19 protein-coding genes and 3 pseudogenes are annotated in these 16,566 nt (G+C 67.4%); 6 read left to right on the top strand and 16 right to left on the bottom strand.

All coding sequences use genetic code 11. The features are described from left to right. Window positions 1-370: 370 nt before the first annotated feature. The 6 genes from DFJ67_RS35215 to DFJ67_RS35240 form a co-directional block, all read right to left on the bottom strand. Window positions 371-1,543: an SRPBCC family protein gene (locus DFJ67_RS35215; protein ID WP_244940449.1), complete on the bottom strand. Its 1,173-nt coding sequence runs from the start codon at window positions 1,541-1,543 to the stop codon at window positions 371-373. 360 nt (window positions 1,544-1,903) lie between these two features. Next, window positions 1,904-2,437, bottom strand: a complete 534-nt coding sequence (locus DFJ67_RS35220; RefSeq protein ID WP_116073009.1) for a DUF6286 domain-containing protein — start codon at window positions 2,435-2,437, stop codon at window positions 1,904-1,906. A gap of 1 nt (window position 2,438) precedes the next feature. Then, a complete protein-coding gene (locus DFJ67_RS35225) occupies window positions 2,439-2,879 on the bottom strand; it encodes an Asp23/Gls24 family envelope stress response protein (RefSeq protein ID WP_170216078.1) in 441 nt (146 codons plus the stop codon). Between the two features lie 35 nt (window positions 2,880-2,914). Then, window positions 2,915-3,157 carry a hypothetical protein gene (locus DFJ67_RS43460; protein WP_203784567.1) on the bottom strand — a complete coding sequence of 81 codons (243 nt, stop codon included), beginning with the start codon at window positions 3,155-3,157 and terminating at the stop codon, window positions 2,915-2,917. A gap of 5 nt (window positions 3,158-3,162) precedes the next feature. Continuing rightward, on the bottom strand, window positions 3,163-3,483 hold the full coding sequence (locus DFJ67_RS35235) for a hypothetical protein (protein ID WP_211333982.1): 321 nt from the start codon (window positions 3,481-3,483) through the stop codon (window positions 3,163-3,165). Beyond that, window positions 3,480-3,953 (bottom strand): Asp23/Gls24 family envelope stress response protein, encoded by a 474-nt coding sequence (locus DFJ67_RS35240; protein ID WP_116077020.1) that lies wholly within the window; start codon window positions 3,951-3,953, stop codon window positions 3,480-3,482. The genes DFJ67_RS35235 and DFJ67_RS35240 overlap by 4 nt, the downstream gene beginning before the upstream one ends. A 210-nt stretch (window positions 3,954-4,163) precedes the next feature. On the opposite strand from DFJ67_RS35240, the gene DFJ67_RS35245 reads away from it, so the two are divergent. The 5 genes and pseudogenes from DFJ67_RS35245 to DFJ67_RS43470 form a co-directional block, all read left to right on the top strand. After that, a complete protein-coding gene (locus DFJ67_RS35245) occupies window positions 4,164-5,642 on the top strand; it encodes a serine/threonine-protein kinase (protein ID WP_170216121.1) in 1,479 nt (492 codons plus the stop codon). A 98-nt stretch (window positions 5,643-5,740) separates the two neighbouring features. Beyond that, window positions 5,741-6,190, top strand: coding sequence for a DUF4142 domain-containing protein (locus DFJ67_RS35250; protein WP_116073015.1), 450 nt, complete (start codon window positions 5,741-5,743; stop codon window positions 6,188-6,190). Between the two features lie 471 nt (window positions 6,191-6,661). Next, a pseudogene (locus tag DFJ67_RS44825) lies at window positions 6,662-6,991 on the top strand (MEDS domain-containing protein); the annotation flags it as partial. After that, window positions 6,978-7,070 (top strand): annotated as a pseudogene (locus DFJ67_RS44830) (hypothetical protein); the annotation flags it as partial. The pseudogenes DFJ67_RS44825 and DFJ67_RS44830, both read left to right, overlap by 14 nt. Before the next feature lie 194 nt (window positions 7,071-7,264). Beyond that, window positions 7,265-7,630: pseudogene (locus tag DFJ67_RS43470) on the top strand (ATP-binding protein); the annotation flags it as partial. Between the two features lie 23 nt (window positions 7,631-7,653). Here the strand turns inward: DFJ67_RS43470 and DFJ67_RS35260 are convergent. The 5 genes from DFJ67_RS35260 to DFJ67_RS35280 form a co-directional block, all read right to left on the bottom strand. Continuing rightward, complete coding sequence (locus DFJ67_RS35260; RefSeq protein ID WP_203784501.1) at window positions 7,654-8,385, bottom strand: GAF and ANTAR domain-containing protein; 732 nt, start codon at window positions 8,383-8,385, stop codon at window positions 7,654-7,656. Between the two features lie 43 nt (window positions 8,386-8,428). Next, window positions 8,429-9,169 carry a GAF and ANTAR domain-containing protein gene (locus tag DFJ67_RS35265; RefSeq protein ID WP_116073019.1) on the bottom strand — a complete coding sequence of 247 codons (741 nt, stop codon included), beginning with the start codon at window positions 9,167-9,169 and terminating at the stop codon, window positions 8,429-8,431. Between the two features lie 197 nt (window positions 9,170-9,366). Then, complete coding sequence (locus DFJ67_RS35270) at window positions 9,367-10,218, bottom strand: alpha/beta fold hydrolase (protein ID WP_116073021.1); 852 nt, start codon at window positions 10,216-10,218, stop codon at window positions 9,367-9,369. A 43-nt stretch (window positions 10,219-10,261) separates the two neighbouring features. Next, window positions 10,262-11,167, bottom strand: coding sequence for an alpha/beta fold hydrolase (locus DFJ67_RS35275; protein WP_239097652.1), 906 nt, complete (start codon window positions 11,165-11,167; stop codon window positions 10,262-10,264). 233 nt (window positions 11,168-11,400) lie between these two features. Continuing rightward, a complete protein-coding gene (locus DFJ67_RS35280; RefSeq protein WP_116073025.1) occupies window positions 11,401-12,213 on the bottom strand; it encodes a SigB/SigF/SigG family RNA polymerase sigma factor in 813 nt (270 codons plus the stop codon). Between the two features lie 572 nt (window positions 12,214-12,785). Here DFJ67_RS35280 and DFJ67_RS35285 point away from each other — a divergent pair. Continuing rightward, the gene (locus DFJ67_RS35285) at window positions 12,786-14,066 is read left to right on the top strand and encodes an AI-2E family transporter (protein ID WP_116073027.1); all 1,281 of its coding nucleotides are present in this window, start codon (window positions 12,786-12,788) and stop codon (window positions 14,064-14,066) included. A gap of 103 nt (window positions 14,067-14,169) precedes the next feature. On the opposite strand, the gene DFJ67_RS35290 is transcribed toward DFJ67_RS35285, so the two are convergent. From DFJ67_RS35290 to DFJ67_RS35305, 5 genes are all read right to left on the bottom strand, one after another. Further along, on the bottom strand, window positions 14,170-14,427 hold the full coding sequence (locus tag DFJ67_RS35290) for a hypothetical protein (RefSeq protein WP_116073029.1): 258 nt from the start codon (window positions 14,425-14,427) through the stop codon (window positions 14,170-14,172). Between the two features lie 332 nt (window positions 14,428-14,759). After that, the gene (locus DFJ67_RS43035; RefSeq protein WP_170216122.1) at window positions 14,760-14,900 is read right to left on the bottom strand and encodes a hypothetical protein; all 141 of its coding nucleotides are present in this window, start codon (window positions 14,898-14,900) and stop codon (window positions 14,760-14,762) included. Window positions 14,901-15,054: 154 nt separating this feature from the next. Next, a complete protein-coding gene (locus tag DFJ67_RS35295) occupies window positions 15,055-15,324 on the bottom strand; it encodes a zinc-ribbon domain-containing protein (RefSeq protein ID WP_116073031.1) in 270 nt (89 codons plus the stop codon). 134 nt (window positions 15,325-15,458) lie between these two features. Next, window positions 15,459-15,722: a hypothetical protein gene (locus tag DFJ67_RS35300; protein ID WP_116073033.1), complete on the bottom strand. Its 264-nt coding sequence runs from the start codon at window positions 15,720-15,722 to the stop codon at window positions 15,459-15,461. A gap of 338 nt (window positions 15,723-16,060) precedes the next feature. Next, entirely contained in the window at window positions 16,061-16,555 is a 495-nt protein-coding gene (locus tag DFJ67_RS35305; protein ID WP_116073035.1) for a hemerythrin domain-containing protein, read from the bottom strand. Window positions 16,556-16,566: the final 11 nt, after the last annotated feature.

Raw genomic sequence — 16,566 nt, forward strand, 5'->3', positions numbered from 1 at the left:
CGGGCACGCAGTACGCGGACGCTCCTTTTAGGACTGCGCCCTCGCACAAAGGAGATATCGATGACTGATGACCGCGCACGTCAGCACCGGGCTGAGTACGACTCGTCCCTGCGTAATGCGGACACATGCGCCGAGCGGGCAATGGCGATCGAGGAACCTACGCAGTCCGCCGCACTGGCGATAGTCGCACTGACCTACGCAACGATGGCCCAGGCCGCCGCGACTGCAGTTGCCGCGGAGATAGGCAGGGTTGGGCAAACATCGCCAGACGGTGACTCACCGGCGGTGCAAGCTCGGTAAAACCGAGAGTCGATGGCATCGGAATGGTCTGCGGCAAGCCCTGACGTCGGTAGGCGTCGGGCCGGCGGCGCTAACCAGAGGCGCCAGCGGACTGCTTCTCCTCCTCAGTCCTGTCGGCCTCGCCATCTTTCGCGCCCTCGTCGGCCTTGTCCTCCTCGCGCTGGGACTTCGGCTCCTCCTGCTGCCCGCTGTCGTCGCCCTCGTCGCCCGAGCGCTCGTCCTCCTGGACGACCTCGCCGTCGCGGATTTCGCCGCGCCAGCCATGGACGTCGTCGGGGTTCAGGATCGTCTCGCGCATCACGTGCCGCACGAAATGCTTGAGCTCCAACCGCGCCCGGCGCCCAGGCGCCCGCCACAGATTGCCGGTCCCCTCCATGAAGCCCTGCGGGTGATACTCCAGCACCACCAGGATGCGGGTGAGGTCCTGGGCGACCTCATGGAAGGTCACCGTGCCGTCGACCGAGCCCTTCTCACCCTTCGAGGTCCAGACGATCCGCTCGTCGGGCACCTGCTCGGTGATCGTCGACTCCCACGTGCGGTGCGACCAGAAGACCTGGGCCTTCCACTTCATCTTCTCGGAAGACTCCTGGTCGATGTCTTCGACCTTCTTCATGAAGCTGGGGAAGCTCTTGAACTCGGTCCACTGGTTGTAGGCGACCGAAACCGGCACACCCACCTCGATCGACTCGACGATGTTGGTGACCTTGAGGCTGTTCTTACCGCCACTCCCGCCACCGCCGCCGAGCTTGCCGAACGTCTGCTTAACCCCTTCCTTGCCGCCAGTCATCCCGGCGCCAAGCGCGGCCTTCGCCGGCGACTCACCCTGCTGGAGCGCCTCCATCCCCTTCGCCACCGCCGCCTGGCCGGGACCGCCGCCGCCACCCGCATACTGGGTCAGCTTGTCCTTGACCGCTGACTTGGCGGCGTCCTCCGCAGCACCGGCGAGGCTCTTGAATGCCTCTAACAGCTTCCCTGTGACCGGGCCGCCGTTCCCGTTCGCACCATGGCTCACTTGTCTTCCCCTCCGGAAATTCCGTTCCCGCGCATCGATGTTTGCGGCCTCGGTGACCCGGCCCAGTCCGGTGGGCGGAGCGCGCCAGCGCGCCGACGGGACAGACTTGTCGGCACCAACGATCATCGCCCGGCGGCCCGCGCCGAGGCCGTTGTCCTGGTCACCCGATGGCGGCCGGACTGACGGCCGATCAGTCGGCCGACCGCAGCTGCAGCGCCGAGCAACCAGCACTGCCCAGCACCTTATTGCCTGGCCGATGACATACCCGGCGCTGACAGCGGGCCCAACTCCCACCCGAATTCATGATGGTTTCCCCGCGTCATCACGATCTTTCACCGTCTACCCGCAGGCGGCCAGGCAAAACGGACCCAACGACGCGCAGCGAGTCACGGGCAAGGTGCGCAAGGAGCCCATCGAGGCCGAAACGCCGAAGGACCAGCGCCGCAACCGCGACCGACCGGGACCGAGAGCGCAGACCGGGCCGACCTTCAACGCTGGTCCCCTACCAGTTTCGAACCAGCCCGTGCGCATGCGGCTGGTGCTGGCGCTCGGACGTGTCGAGCACTGCCGTGGCATCTGCTCTGGACTCCGTCAGCGCTCCCTGGCCGTGTCGAGCTTGACGCTGATCCGGGGTGGTCGGCGCAGGTGCAGCGCGTCGACCGCCCGGTGGGTCGCGGCGGCGACCGTCTCGGTGGTGGTGCCCTCCGACTGCTCGGCCCGCCGGCGGGCGTCCACCGTCACCTTGTTGCCGTGCAGTGCGACCCGGGCCCGGCTGATCCCGTCGATGTCACCGACCGCCTGCTGCACCGTGCGCACCACGCTGTTGCGGTCGATCGCGGCGTCGATCTCGTCGTCGGCACCGCGTACCCGCAACCGTGGCTTCTTGCGCGGAATGAGCTGAAGCGCGAGCAGCACCAGACCACCCAGGACACACAAACCGCCGATGACGCGTACGCTCCGCGAGTCCCAGGTCCGGCTGCCCATCCAGTCGTAGATGCTGTGCCAGTTGACGATCGCCGGCCCGGCCCCGGACCGCTCGAAGATCAGCTCGACCACGATCAGCAGGGCCAGGAACATGAATCCGAGCGCGAAGATGATCGCCAGGATCCGGTTGGCTTGTCTCATGTCAGGACACTCCGTCGACGACGAGGTCGGTCACGGAAATTCGCACCCGTGCCACGGTCAGCCCGGTCCAGGCTTTGATCCGGTCTTCGACCGTGTCCCGGATCCGCTCGGTGACCTCGCTGAGCGAATCGGGCCAGCGGACGCTGATCGCCATGTCGACGTAGACCACCGACGCGTCGATCTGCGCGTTGACCTTGGGTGGAGCGGCGAGGTCGGAGGCGCGGATGCCCATATGCCCGGCGCCCGGCATGATGCTGCCGAACACCCGCGGCGCGGCCGCACCGGCGCGCGGCGTCTCGTAGACCGCCTGCGCCGCGAGCTTGGCCACCACCCGCTCGGAGATCACCACCCGGCCCAGATAGTCCGGGTCCTGGCGTCTCGTCGGAGGAGGCGGGGGCGGAGGCGATGCCACCGCGACACTCGGCTCGGTCGCCGGCGTCATCCTCGGCTCCTCCGCGGACACCGGTCGCTCGTCGGTCACTGGTTGCTCCGCACCACGTTGCTTCGGCCCACGTTGCCGCGGCCCGCGTTGCTCCGCTGGAAGCGGTCGCGCAGGGGCTGGATCGTGGCGCCGACGTCGATGCTGCCGGTCACGACCTTGGTGACGCCGTAGCCGACCAGCGCGAACAGGCCGACCAGGGCGAGGTCGCCGAAGTTTCCGAACGCCACGGCGAAGCCGAGTGCGACTCCGATCGCCGTACCGAAAATCGTCTTGGTCATTGCTCTCAACCCCTCGTGGCTGGCTCCGTGATATCGGCGACCACGATGTCGACCCGGTGCCGGCCGACCAGCGGCGGTACCGCCGACCAGACCTGCTGGGCCAGCTGCCCGACCGTCGACCCCCATCGGAGCCGCACCTGGATGGTCACCACGTCGTCCTCAATCCGGATCCCGGTGACCCGGCGCCGGGGAAGATACGTGGCAGCACCCGCTGGTGGACCGTCGACGAGCGCGTCGACGGCCGGGCAGTCTTCCGCGGCGGCCGCGAGCCTGTCGACATCGACACCGTCGACGATGGACTCGTCGGCCATGGGCTGCGCGCTCATGACACCCGCGACTCACCGCTCGAGCCGTCTCCCCCGTCGTTCGGCAGATGGATGTCGTTGATGTTGACGTTGACCTCGACGACGTCGTAGCCGGTCATCCGCTCGACCGACGACTTCACATTGCGCTGGATTCCCCGGCCCAGCTCGTTGGCCGACACCCCGTACTCCACCACAAGGTCCAGATCGACGGCGGCCTCGTTCTCGCCCACCTCGACCCCGACGCCCTGCGAGGAGCTCGCCGAAGTGCCAGGCACCATGTCCCTTATCGCGCCGCGGGTCCGCGACGCCCCGGTGCCCATGGCGAACACCCCAGGCACCTCCCGCGCCGCCATCGCCGCGATCTTCTCAACCACACCATCAGCGACCGTGATCCGGCCACCGTCATTCCCACCATCGCGAATACGCCGCGCGTGCTCAGGGTCGCGCTCGGCGCCAGTGCGCTGGTCGTTCATACCCGCGGTCTGCGTCATCACTACGTCCTGTTCCGTGAGGATTGACGACAGATTGTGTAACCAGCACCGCCTTACCGCAGCTCGGCCCTGCTAAACGTAAATCGGCCGAATTCGACGGGTTTTGGTGCGCTCGTTGTTCAGAGTTGTTGGAGTTACCGCTGCGAGATGGTCGGCTGCATTCGGATGATCGACGTGTAGTCGCTCATCAATTTGGGCAGACTGGGCCGCGTGGAGGAAGGGCGAGTGCTCAACGGGCGGTACCGCTTGCTCGAACGACTCGGTGACGGTGGCACCGCGGTCGTCTGGCGGGCAAGCGACGACGTGCTCGGCCGTACGGTCGCGGTCAAAGTGCTCTCCGATGGACAGACGATCGACGCGACGTCCCGGCAGCGGATCCGTGACGAGGCGCGGATGGCCGCTGCCTTGTCGCACCCGCATATCGCCCAGGTCTACGACTTCGGCGAGGCCGACGACGACCAACGGGCTCCGTACGTGGTGATGGAACTGGTGGCGGGTCGGTCGTTGGCGTTGCACCGCGCGGCCACCGAGGTCTCTCCAGGCCAGGCATTCCGGCTATGTGCGCAGGTCGCCGCCGCCCTCGCCGCCGCCCACGAGGCGGGGCTGGTGCATCGTGACATCAAGCCGGCCAACATCATGGTGACTCCACACGGCGCCGTGGTCGTCGACTTCGGAATCGCAGCTCCGGTGCGGCCGGGCGGCCTGGCCGATCCGGACAGTGAGCTTTACGGCACGCCTGCCTATCTGGCGCCGGAACGGATCACCCGCGATGCGGTCGAACCCGCCTCGGACGTCTTCTCCCTCGGCGTCGTGCTCTACAAGCTGCTCGCAGGTCGGATGCCCTGGGCGGCCGAGACCAAAACCGGCCTGATGACCGAGCATGTCTTCACCGACCCCAGCCCGCTGCCGCCGCTCGATGCTGTCCCGCCCGCGGTGCGGGACCTCTGTCACGCCTGCCTGGCAAGGGATCCAGCCGCGCGGCCCGCAGCCGCCGCTGTCGCCGCGGCCCTGGCCCGAGCCGCCGGCCTACACACCGTCAACGACGACCTCCCGCTCGTGGCGCGCAGCGCGGCGCCACCCTCCGTCGCACCGGTTCCGCCAGCCGGACGGACGCGGCGACGGGCGATGACGGTTGCCGCGGCAACCGTTGTATTGCTGGGTTCCGGTGCATGGTGGCTGCTCGGTCCGGACGGTTCCGCACGGTCACCGGTCGACGGCTCCCTGCGGCCATCGACGGCACCAGCGGGGCTGGGCCGTGGTCAACTTGGCATACCGGCGGCGACGACGCTGCCGTCGACGGGCAGCCCGACCCTGCCCGGCCCAACCGTCGACCGGACTCAATCCGGCAACGGGAGCTCTGGGGCACCCGCGAGCGGTTCGCCCCCGGCTGCACTGCCACCACAGCCAACCCAGCCGCCGCCGAGTTCCCCGGCGGCAGAGCCGCCCGTCTGGGGCACCGCGCAACGACTGTCCTCCGAGGGCGGAAGCGTGGACGCGGCTTGCGCGGACACGGGCCAGGTCCGCCTGGATTCCTGGACACCCGCCAAGAGCTATGCAACCGACCATGTCGATGCCGGACCGACCGACCTCGCATCGGTCACCTTCCGGCACGGCAAAACATTCGTCACGATGGCGGTGACCTGCCGAAACGACACGGCCTCGGCCGACATCACCCGATCGGTCCGCTGAACCCGCGGGTAGGCGTACGCGACCGCTTGACCGATGCGATTAGGGCTGAAATGCGCGGGTAGTGGGGCAGGCGACGACCTGCGAGGGGGACCACCGCCATGGCATTGCGAACACTCGGGGTAGCCGCCGCTCTCGTGGCCGCGCTCGGCGCCGGTCCTGCCGTTGCCGGGGCGGCAAGCTCACCCACCGCGGCGCCGTCCGCGCAGGACGTCGCCTATCTCCAGGCCGCACATCAGTTCAACCTGTTGGAGATCGCCACCGGCCAACAGGCTCAGCAGAAGGGGCAGAGCCAGCAGGTCAAGGACCTCGGTGGGCGGCTCGTCACCGACAACACCCGGCTGGACCAGTCCCTCCAGAAAACCGCATCGTCAGTCGGCGTGGCGCTGGGCCCGGCGGACGCCGCACGCCAGGCGACCGCGCGGCTGGACAAGGTGCCGGACAGCCAATACGACCGGGTCTGGATTCCGGTGCAGCAGGGAGCCAACACGGCTGCGTCGGCAAACAGCCAGCGCGAGATCGCAAAGGGCTCGGACCCCGCGGTCAAATAGGACGCTGCAGCCGCCGCTCCGGTCATCCAAGAGCACCAGCGGCTGCTCAATCAGGCGACCAGCCAGATCTAGCGGCTGACTCGCGTTGGCCACCGCGTACCGCATCTCACTTCAGCAGAAACGGCCGATCACCGTCGAACAACTCGCGAAGACCTGATGCACGAGCCGCGTTCTCCCCCCACCTTTGGGTACCAGACACAAATGAGACTCGGAAACACGGAAGTCCGGCCGCTGGGCGGCGGAATCGGCTGCCTGCTGATGATCGCAATCTCTGTCATTGCATCCATCATCCTGACCGTGGTGTTCAACGTAATCCTTTGACACGTCGGAGGTGCGCGCGCAAGCAGCACGTCGGCGAGTCTGTCCCCCAAACCTAGGGGTTAGGTCGATCAGCGTGCCTGTACGGTGACGGCTACGGCAAGCCCACTGCCGCGACCTGGCGGTGACTGCCCCACGGGAGGTCGACCTTCCATGAAGGCACGAACACACGGACCCGATCGGTTCGCCCACCCGGCCCTGTTCTACTCAGGGGTCGACCAGTACCTCGCCGCTACGCTGCCGTTCATCCGTGCCGGCCTGGACGCCGACGAGGCTGTCCTCGTAGCAGCGCCCGCAGACAACCTCGACCTCATCCGTCGCGCGCTTGGCGACGACGCCGGCCGAGTCGAACTACACGACATGGCCGTGCCGGGCCGCAACCCTGGACGAATAAATCCGCAACTCCTGCTCGCCTTCACGGCCGCCCACGAGGGGCAGCTGGTCCGCATCATCGGCGAACCCATCTGGCATGGCCGCACCGCTAGCGAGTATCTGGCCCTGTGCCCAACACGAGGCGCTCGTCAACTTAGCCTTCGCCGGCCGCCCCGCGACGATCGTCTGCCCATACGACACGCAGCGGATGGATCCGGCCTGGATCGAGGACGCCCTCCGAACCCATCCCGAGGTCTGGACGGGTTCCCGCCGTTTTCGAAGTCCAAGCTACGGCGACCCGGTATATACCGTCGCCAGGTTCAACCAACCGCTGTCGCCACCACCGGCGCACGCCGCGACGATTGACGTTACCCGGACAGCGTTGCCTCCGTCCGCCGTTTCGCGACCATCCATGCCACCTCGCTTGGCCGCAGTGCAGAGCGCGCGGCCGATGTGGCGCTCGCCGTCGACGAACTCGCCGCGAACACCATCCGCCACACCCGTGCAGACGGCGTCCTGGCGGTTTGGACCGATGACGACGACCTGGTCTGCCAGCTCACCGACACGGGCCACATCATCGACCCGCTTGCCGGCCGACTCCCGGCGGCGCCGGAGAAGCTGACCGGTGGACGCGGGCTACTCATCGTCAACGCCCTGTGCGACCTGGTCCGGACCTACACCCGACCGGGCAGCACAACAATCGAACTGCGCCACCGCATCTCTGGTGCACTGGCACCAAACGTGCCGTGAATGGTTCGGCCGTTGATGGCCGCTCACGGACGGGTAAGACCGGCAATGCCGTCCGCGTTGCCGATCACCACACGGGCCACGTCGCCGAGCTTGCGGTTGTTGCCTCGGGCATAACCACGGATCAGGGCGAACGCCTCGTCGACGCTGACGCCGCGGTGTTGCGCCACCGCTCCCTTGGCCTGCTCGATGATGACCCGACTGTTGAGGGCACCCTGAAGCTGCTCGGCCAGCGCCTGCCCCTGCCGGATGGTGCGTTCCTGCACGAGCGCGATCGACGCTAGGTCGGCCAACGCCTGCACCAATGGCACATCGTCAGGGTCAAGGCTCAAGCTCTCCGCCGTGCCGAACACGTTAAGAGCCCCGATCGTCTGCGCCCGCAGCCGCAGCGGGAACGCGTGGACCGACCGAAATCCGGCCGCCGTGGCGTGCGGCGCGAACAGCGGCCAGCGTCCGCCGTCTTCGCGCAGGTCGGTGTTGATCACCGCGGTGCCGGTGCGGAACGCGTCGAGGCACGGACCCTCGTCGTTCTGGAGCTGGAAGAGCTCCAGCAACCGGGCATCCTCGCGCGAGGCCGCCATGAAACGCAAGTGACCGGTTTTGTCGGCGAGGACCAGCCCGACGACGCCGGCCGATGCGATCTCCGCGGTGCGCATGGTCAGGACGTGCAGGAACTCGACGAGGTCGAACTCGTCGACGAGGGTGTCGGAGACCTCAACGAACACCTCGGCCAGTCGCTGCGCGGAAAGAGTGGTCACGGCAACCTCCGTTCCCCTGTTGCTCTCTTCGTCACGTGGTCGTTCATGCCTGATTCCTATCGAACCGCAGTGTGCGGGCGACCACATCCCGGGCGACGTCGGCAAGCGTGCGGTCATTGGCGTAGGCGTGGGCGCGGAGCCGCAGGAGCGCCTCGGCCAGCGTGACGCCGAGCTGCACCATCACCATCCCTTGCGCTTGGAAGACCTCGGCGCGGTAGCCCGGACTCTCGTCGAAGCCGCCCGGCACCTCATCGACCGGCGCTTCGTGCTGGCCGTCGAGGACGGCGGTCCGCGCGATCTCGGCGAACGTCAGCGACTGCGCGATGTCCTCTTCGTTCATCGCGCCGGGGCGTCCGCGGAACACGTCGAGGACGCCCAGGCTTGCGGACCCGGCCAGCAACGGAAACGCGAACACCGACCGGACCCCCTTCTCCCGCACCGCCGAGCTGTAGATCGGCCAGCGGCCGGCCACACCGTCTGTCACATCGGCGACCAGGACCGGGCGCCCGGTCGCCAGCGCGTCTACAGACGGACCTTCCCCGAGTGTGAACTGCAGCTCTTCCAGTAGTTGGCTGACCGGGTTCGATGCGATCGCGAAGCCCCACTCTCGGTCGCCCGTCACCACGCTGACACCGACACCGACGCCGGAAGCGGTCAGCGCCGTCGCTGTGGCACCGCAGATCCTCCGTAGCACATCGGCGACATTGCCCGGCCGGTCGAGGTGGCCGGACTGTTCAGCGATCAACTCGTGAGCTCGCGCCCAGCGGTCCGCTGCCCCGCTCATCGTTGCAACCTGACTGGGCGCGGGTGCGGACTGGTTGCCAAGGTAACGTCGAGCCAGATTGATGCCATTGGCGGCCGCACCTTCTGTCAGTCGTCGGCACTGCCGAGGACCGGGGCAGCGATTTCTACCTCAGCCAACCCTACGCCGATCACAGGTTGGCTTCCTCTCACAGATGTCAATCGTCGCGTGGCTCAGAGTTAGGCCGCGACGCGGGCGGCTCGGGGAGGAGGACGGTCGGTACCGGTGCCCAGAAACGCCTCGACGGCCGCGCCCAGTCGTAGGCCGGCAGTGGTAACCGCGTTGTGGGCGGCTCTGTCGATCGTGAGTCGTTGCGCCTGCGGCATCAGCGCGCCGGCTTTGGCGAGCCACGTGTCCGGAGCGATCCTGTCGGCGCTGCCGCGGACCAGCAAGGTGGGCACGGTGATCGCGCCCAACGTGGCGGTCATCGGATGGCGGACCGCATGCCGCAGCGTCGCCAGGATCCGGCGTACCCCGGCGTCACGGATGTCCGCCGCCAGGATCCGGGCCTGCCGCGGATCTTCACCGACAAGGTCCAGCAGCAGCCGCCGGAGCTGACCCTGGACGCTCGCCGCGGTCGGGTCGGTGGTCGGCCCGACCAGGATCAGGCTGGCGACGAGGTCCGGCCGACGGACCGTCAACTCGGCCGCGACCTGCGCACCGAACGAGCAGCCGACCAAGCCGACCGGCGGGATGGCCAAATGGTCCAGAAGAGCGCCGATGACCTGCGCGTGCTCACCGACGTCGAGTGCTGCGGCGGGCTTGTCCGACAGGCCGAAACCAAGGAGATCGGGGAGGAAGACCGGGTGGCGCCGGACGGCGTAGGCGGTGGGTACCAGGTGTCGGTGCGAGCAGGCCAGGCCATGCAGCATCACGACGGGAGCTGTGGCGTTGCTGTTGTTACGTTGACGGAGGTGCAGCCGTTCGGCTCCCACCCGTTCCCAGCTGCTGCTGAAGCCGTCCCCATCGGCGGGCGCGGTAAGGGCCGCCTTTCGTCCGGCCGCGCCCCCGGCCTTCTGGTCGGGTCCCATGAATTCCTCGTCTCTTCACCGCTAGTGATCCTGGCCGAGTGCGTTATGCGGCGGCCACGATCTGCTCTTCCGGTCCGTCGCTGCCGGCAGCCTTCGACGTCGCTTCGATGACGTCACGCCACGAAGCCTCCGAATATCGAAAGGGCCGGGTGGTACGTAGGAACGCCCGGATCGCGGCAGCGACGCGGTCCGGTGCGGTCTCGTGCGGGTAGTGCCCGGCGTCGGCGATCTCAGCGGTGTAAAAGGCGGGTGTCGCCGCCGCGATCGCTTCGTGGTGCTGGGGCGGGATGGTCTTGTCGTTGCTGCCCCACACCACCAGGACCGGAAGGCCGACCAACAGCTGGAGGTGCCGGATGGCGCTGACGGTCTGCCCTCGCCAGTCGATGACCGTGCGCGCGGTGCGGATGAACGTACGGCGCCGCCGTGCGTCGGCGAGGTCGTGCAGACCGTCCGCCACGGGCTGTGCGTCCTCGCGGGCGATCAGCGCCGGCATCTCGGAGAGCACCCGCCTGGTCAGGAAGGAAGGGATCCGCGCCAACGCCGCGACGACGGTGCCCGCGGCCGGCAGGGTGGCCGCCCGTAACGCCGGGGTGAGCTGGGGTCCGAGGCCTCCGCTGCTGATGAGCACGAGACGATCGGTCCGCTCGGGGAACTGGTAGGCGAACTGGAGGGCGATTCCGCCGCCCAGGCTGTGGCCGACGATGGTCGCTGACGTCAGGCCCAGCGAGACGAGCAGGTCACGCAGGGCGGTGGCGTGGGCGCCGAGGGAGTAGTCCCCGTCGGGCGCGGCGGAGTCGCCGTGACCGGGTAGGTCCGGTGCGATCACGGTGTGCGTCTGGGCCAGGGTGCCGATGAGGTGGCGCCAGGTGTGGCGGCTGCCGCCGAGGCCGTGAACGAGCAGCAGGGGCTCTCCCCTGCCCGCGATCGTATAGGCCAGCGTGCCGCTCACGCGTTCGGAAATGATGTGATCTCGAGAGACGTCATCCGTTTCACCGCGACGGGCGGTGGCGGACTCGCACTGGCGAACGATAGTGATCAGGTACTCCTACAAGGAAATGCGCTAAGGGGCGGTGGCAGGGCGGCACCGCGTCTCGAAGTCGTCCACATTGGTGTTACCCGTCGGCGGGCCGCCGAACCTTCAAGCCACTGTGTCGCCGATCTCGCCGACTTGACGATCGCTTGTTAGGCATCCTCGCCGTCGAGGTGGTGGCGCAGCGTGGCCAAGGCCCCGGTGATGAGACGGGAAACGTGCATCTGGGAAATGCCTACCCGCTCGGCGATCTCCGTCTGACTGAGATTGCCGTAGAACCGCAAGGTCAGAATTCGGCGGTCCCGGTCGTCGAGCCGCTGCAGTGCCAGGCCCAGCGCCAGGCGGTTCTCGGTGAGCTCGAAGTCAGGATCGACGCCACCCAACATGTCGCCGAGTTCCGTAGCACCGCTGTCGTCACCAACCGGTGTGGACAGTGACGTGGCGCGGTAGGCGCGGATCCCTTCGAGGCCCTCGAGGACGTCCTCCTCGCTGACGCCCAGATAGCCGGCAACCTCGGCCACGGTCGGCGAGCGATGGAGGGTGCGAGTCAGCGCTACATCGGCCGTGGTGATCGCCATGCGCAACTCCTGCAGCCGGCGCGGCACACGCACCGCCCAGGTGAGGTCACGAAAGTGGCGCTTGATCCCACCGAGGATGGTCGGGATAGCGAACCCCGGGAAGTCGATGCCGCGGGCGGGGTCGAACCGATCTATGGCCATGACCAGCCCGAGCGACGCGGTCTGGACCAGGTCGTCGGTCGGCTCGCCGCGACCGGCGTACCGCTGGGCAAGGCGGCGGGCCAGCGGGAGCCAAGCCTCGATCGCCCGCTCACGCGCTCTGGCGCGACCAGGGTGGTCAACGGGCATGGTGGTCAGGACGGCGAGTAGCGCGGTCGCGGTCGACGCGTAATCGGCGTCAGTAGCCGGATCAGCTGTGCTGCGTCGCCGCGCGACGGTGGTGGTCATCGTTCTCCTCGACAGGGTTCGAGCTCAAGCCAGTCCACCCAGGGGTCTGGAGGCGAACCCGCCGATCTACGGCAGTACTTGTCTATCGACAATCATATCCGAACGGCTAATCGATAGCTAGCCGAAAGTACGACGCCTGCGTGATAAGGTCGCCGCCCCGGTGCGCGCGCCCGAGTCATCCCAGGCCCGCAGGCTGTTCGCGCCGACGCCCTCGGCTGCCTTGAAAGTCCTCTGGTCGCTCAAGGTGGAAGCGGCACCCGTCTGGTGTCAGCGGGAGCTGCCGCACGCCCGCGTTATGAGTACGCGGAACTGGGTACCTCCTGACCGGCCAGCCCTGGACCCCGGCGGCGGTATCTCCCCCGTACCGACCTGTGGCAGTAGCCCGAAATGCCGTCGATTTTGACGCCTCGTCGCGTCCGCCCAACGCTGATGGCTGATCGCGAATCGCAGACGCGGCTACCGGCACCCACCCGACGGGCGACCGTTAGAGAAGAGGCATTCCGGTGAGCTGGCTGACGCACGCACGTGATCGGACGCGGACGCGTCTGGACGCCGCTCGGCAGGAACGCACCATGCCACCTTTCAGCGGCCGCACGGCCGCCCACTACGCACGGGTCGTGGAGGCCCCGCCGACCGTCGACGACGGCATTCCCCGCGGCGTACGAATTGCGGGCGCCTGGGCGTGGCGGGTGGTCCTGTTCATCGCCGCCGCGTACCTGCTGCTGAAGCTCATCGGCGTGCTCAGCGTCGTGGTCATCCCAGTCGCGGTGGCGCTACTGCTGGCCGCCTTGTTCGAACCGGCCGCCGCCGGGCTGCGCAACCGCGGCGTCAGTCGCTCTCTTGCCGCCGGTCTCGTACTCGTCACCGGTCTGCTCGTCGTCGGTGGCGGTCTCACCCTGATCGTGCAGACGTTCATCAGCCAGTTCGACGACCTCTCCACCCAGGTCGGTCAGGGCGTCGACGAGGTGCAGAACTGGCTTGCCCAAGGCCCCCTGCACCTGTCCCAAACCCAGCTGAGCGACGGCATCGAACGCCTCGAGCAGACCCTGACAAAGAACCAGGGCGCCCTCACCTCCGGCGCGCTGAGCACCGCGACGACTCTCGGCGAGGTCGTAGCCGGGTTCTTCGTCGTGCTGTTCACCCTCTTCTTCTTCCTGCGCGACGGCGGCCAGATCTGGCGATTCCTATGCCGTCTCCTCCCCCGCGCCGCCCAGATTCCCGCCGCCCGGGCCGGGCACTACTCGTGGCACACCCTGGTGTCCTACGTACGGGCAACTGTCCTGGTCGCATTCGTCGACGCCGTCGGCATCGGCATCGGGCTCGCCGTCCTGCGCGTACCCCTTGCGCTGCCCCTCGCCGCCCTGGTCTTCCTCGGCGGGTTCATCCCCGTCGTCGGCGCCACGCTGTCCGGGACCGTCGCGATCCTCGTCGCCCTCGTCACCCAGGGACCGGTCACCGCACTCATCGTGCTCGGCATCGTGATCGCCGTCCAACAACTTGAAGGCCACGTCCTGCAGCCGCTCATCATGGGGCGCGCCGTCGCGCTGCACCCGCTCGCGGTCATCCTCGCCATCGCCACCGGCGTCGTCACCGCGGGAATCGTCGGCGGCCTGGTCGCCGTCCCGCTGCTGGCCGTCAGCAACACCGCCGTGCGATACCTTGCCGCCCACCCCGCCGGCGAGCCCACCCCCGACCGGGAGCCGCCCGGCACCGAAGCCACCGAGCCCGACCAGGCCACCGCCGAGGAGATCACAGAGCGTTCCGACCCGGCTGCGCCGCTGGGAGGGGAGAACGCGACGGACCCGGGCTCCCACCAGCCGGCGTCGACGCCGGACCGCGGCCCTCGCCGGTAACGCCCACGAGCAGCACATCGCAGGAGGCGACCACATCAAACGGTGGCGGCCGTCCTAGCTAAGCGGGAGCGTTGTCGCGAAGAGCGCGTACGGCCGCCCGAACTCACGCAGCGGTCGCCTTCGACGAACTCGTCACCCTGGCAAGCATCGACTGATAGCTGGCCAACGCCCGCTCGGACACGTTGAGTCGCACGGCGTGATCGACGACCCACATGACCTGCGCCCAGTCGGCGTGCCATCGGCGATTGCGGGCCTGGCACTCAATTTCGAAGTCGCTCTGTCCGTCGAGCGATGTCGCTGCGGCAGCCGCAGGCAACGCCAGGAGTCCGAGGTACAGGCCGTCGGCGTCGATGACAGCCATCCCCGCGGCGACCGCTCCGTCGATTGCACCTCCACGAGGCGACGACGGCCGTACCTTCGCCACCACGCCGGCCCCAGTTGTGGCCGCACGGGCTTCCGTCGGCGCGCAGGCGGGGAGAGCAGGCCACGACTCCGGTAGGTCCTGCCGCATCTGGGCAATGCCCTCCGCCGAGGTCAGCCGGAGCAGACGGACCGTTTTGGCGCCTGGCCGGCACAAGGTGGTTGACCTGGCCGGTAGCGCGTCGACGACCCGGACCAAGAAGTTGACCAAGGCAGCGCCAGCGAAGGAGACACCGCCCAGATCGACAAAGAGCCGATGCGGTGCGTATCGGATCAGGTCAGGTGTCCGACGGCATCGTTCAGGGCTTCGACGCAGTCGACGTCGATATCGCCATCCAGACGCAGGAACGCCTCGACACCGTCGGTGTCCAGGCAGAGGGAGAAAAACTCAAGGTCGTGCCGCAAGATCGCCATCTGCCCTGCCCTCGCATTCGAGCATGCGTCTTCGATGCATGAATGCCGGGGTCCAGGGCACCTGTAGATGCGTTCCTGTGAGCGTAAGACGCGCGCGAGGAAGCCGCAACCAAAGACCAGCTACGCGGCGGCGCTCCGACCAGATGATCAACGGTCAACGCGGGGAGCCGACGCCCGCAGCGAGCAGGCCGCGCGCCTCGTCGGCTTCTATCTTGACGCGGGCGCCACAGACGGGGTTGGGGCAATACAACACGTACCCCGTTCTGATTGGCACCAAAGGAACGAAGAAAAGACTGAGCTTGGTGGATTCGCGGACGAGTTGGAGGCTGCCGGTTTGTCCGCACACGTGGCAAGCCATCGACACGAGCCCCAATAGTTGAGCCTTCGTGCGGAGGCCAAAGATCAGAAACATCGGCACTTCCATCGTGAGTCTTGGGTTCGGCGGCTATCGCTGTCTTCTACCTGGTTCCCTTGCGCCCCGTCCTTACCCTCACGGGCCGGGACTATCGCATCATCGGCCGGCCCGAAGCGCGGGCCGGCCGATGATGGATGGATCGGTCAGACGTTGTGGGACTGGCGGCTGCCGGCCTTGGCCAGCCCCCGGCTGATCATGTACCCGATGGTCAGCAGAACAATGTAGAGCCACGCGCGGTCGGCGCGGAAGAAGTCGCCGTCACCACCGTTGTCGCCGTTGCCGTTCCCATCAACGACGAGGGACGCGATGAACACGCCGACGACCGCGACGACGTAGACCATGAACTCCGTGGTCTTATAGGCGGCCTTGGTCTCGTTGGTGCGGCGGCCCGGCTGTCCGTCAATCACGGCAGCGTCACGGCGCGTCGATCCGGCAGTGGAAGTAGTCATAAAAACTCCAAAGAATGGCGGGCGGATCCTGATTGGACCTGCCCAGGTCGACTGGTTCCACCTCGCGCACGACGGCGTCGGCGATTGCGAGGCTGCGATCGGCCGTCGAGGCAGCGCGACCAGTCGTAGACATCGGTACCCGTGCTCGAGTAACTCCGTCTGCATTGGAGGTACCCGCAAAGTTCGCCATCAAACGACGCGTGAGAATCGATCGACGTGATGACCAGCACCCACCAGCAGGCGTCGACACCGTCGACGATGGACCAAGCGCTACCGCAGCGAACATCGGAGAAACTTTAGGCGGTCAATGCGTCGATGGCCTTCTTCAGCGCGCCAGGCGAGGTTGGGTGGCGCGGGGCCTTCTCCTTGAGCTCCAGCATCCGCTCGCCGATCTCTTGGAGCTTCTTGCGGCCAAGGCCCTCGCGAACCTTCGGGAACCACTCCTCTTCTTCCTCCTCGATGTGGTGCGTGACGTTCTCGATGAGCACCGTGGTCTTCGCCTCGAAGCGCTCGTCGTCAGAGGACATCGCGGCGAGCTCGATGCACAGCACGTCGGCGACGTGGTGCTCTTCATATGACTCGAGAATGTCGTCTTCGAGGTCGGGCAGGAGCTGGCGGGTCTCCGGATACATGCACTCGTTCTCGATGTAGGTGTGCACCGTCAGCTCTTCGATGATCTTCTCGACCAGTTCGCCGCGGCGCTTGGGCGAATCGGCTCCCTGGAAGGCCTTGAACGGCCGTTTGATTTCCTTGTGGTCCTGCTTGAGCAGAACGATCGCGTCCGTCGACATTGGATCCTCCA

The organism is Asanoa ferruginea (assembly GCF_003387075.1).
GTDB lineage: Bacteria > Actinomycetota > Actinomycetes > Mycobacteriales > Micromonosporaceae > Asanoa > Asanoa ferruginea.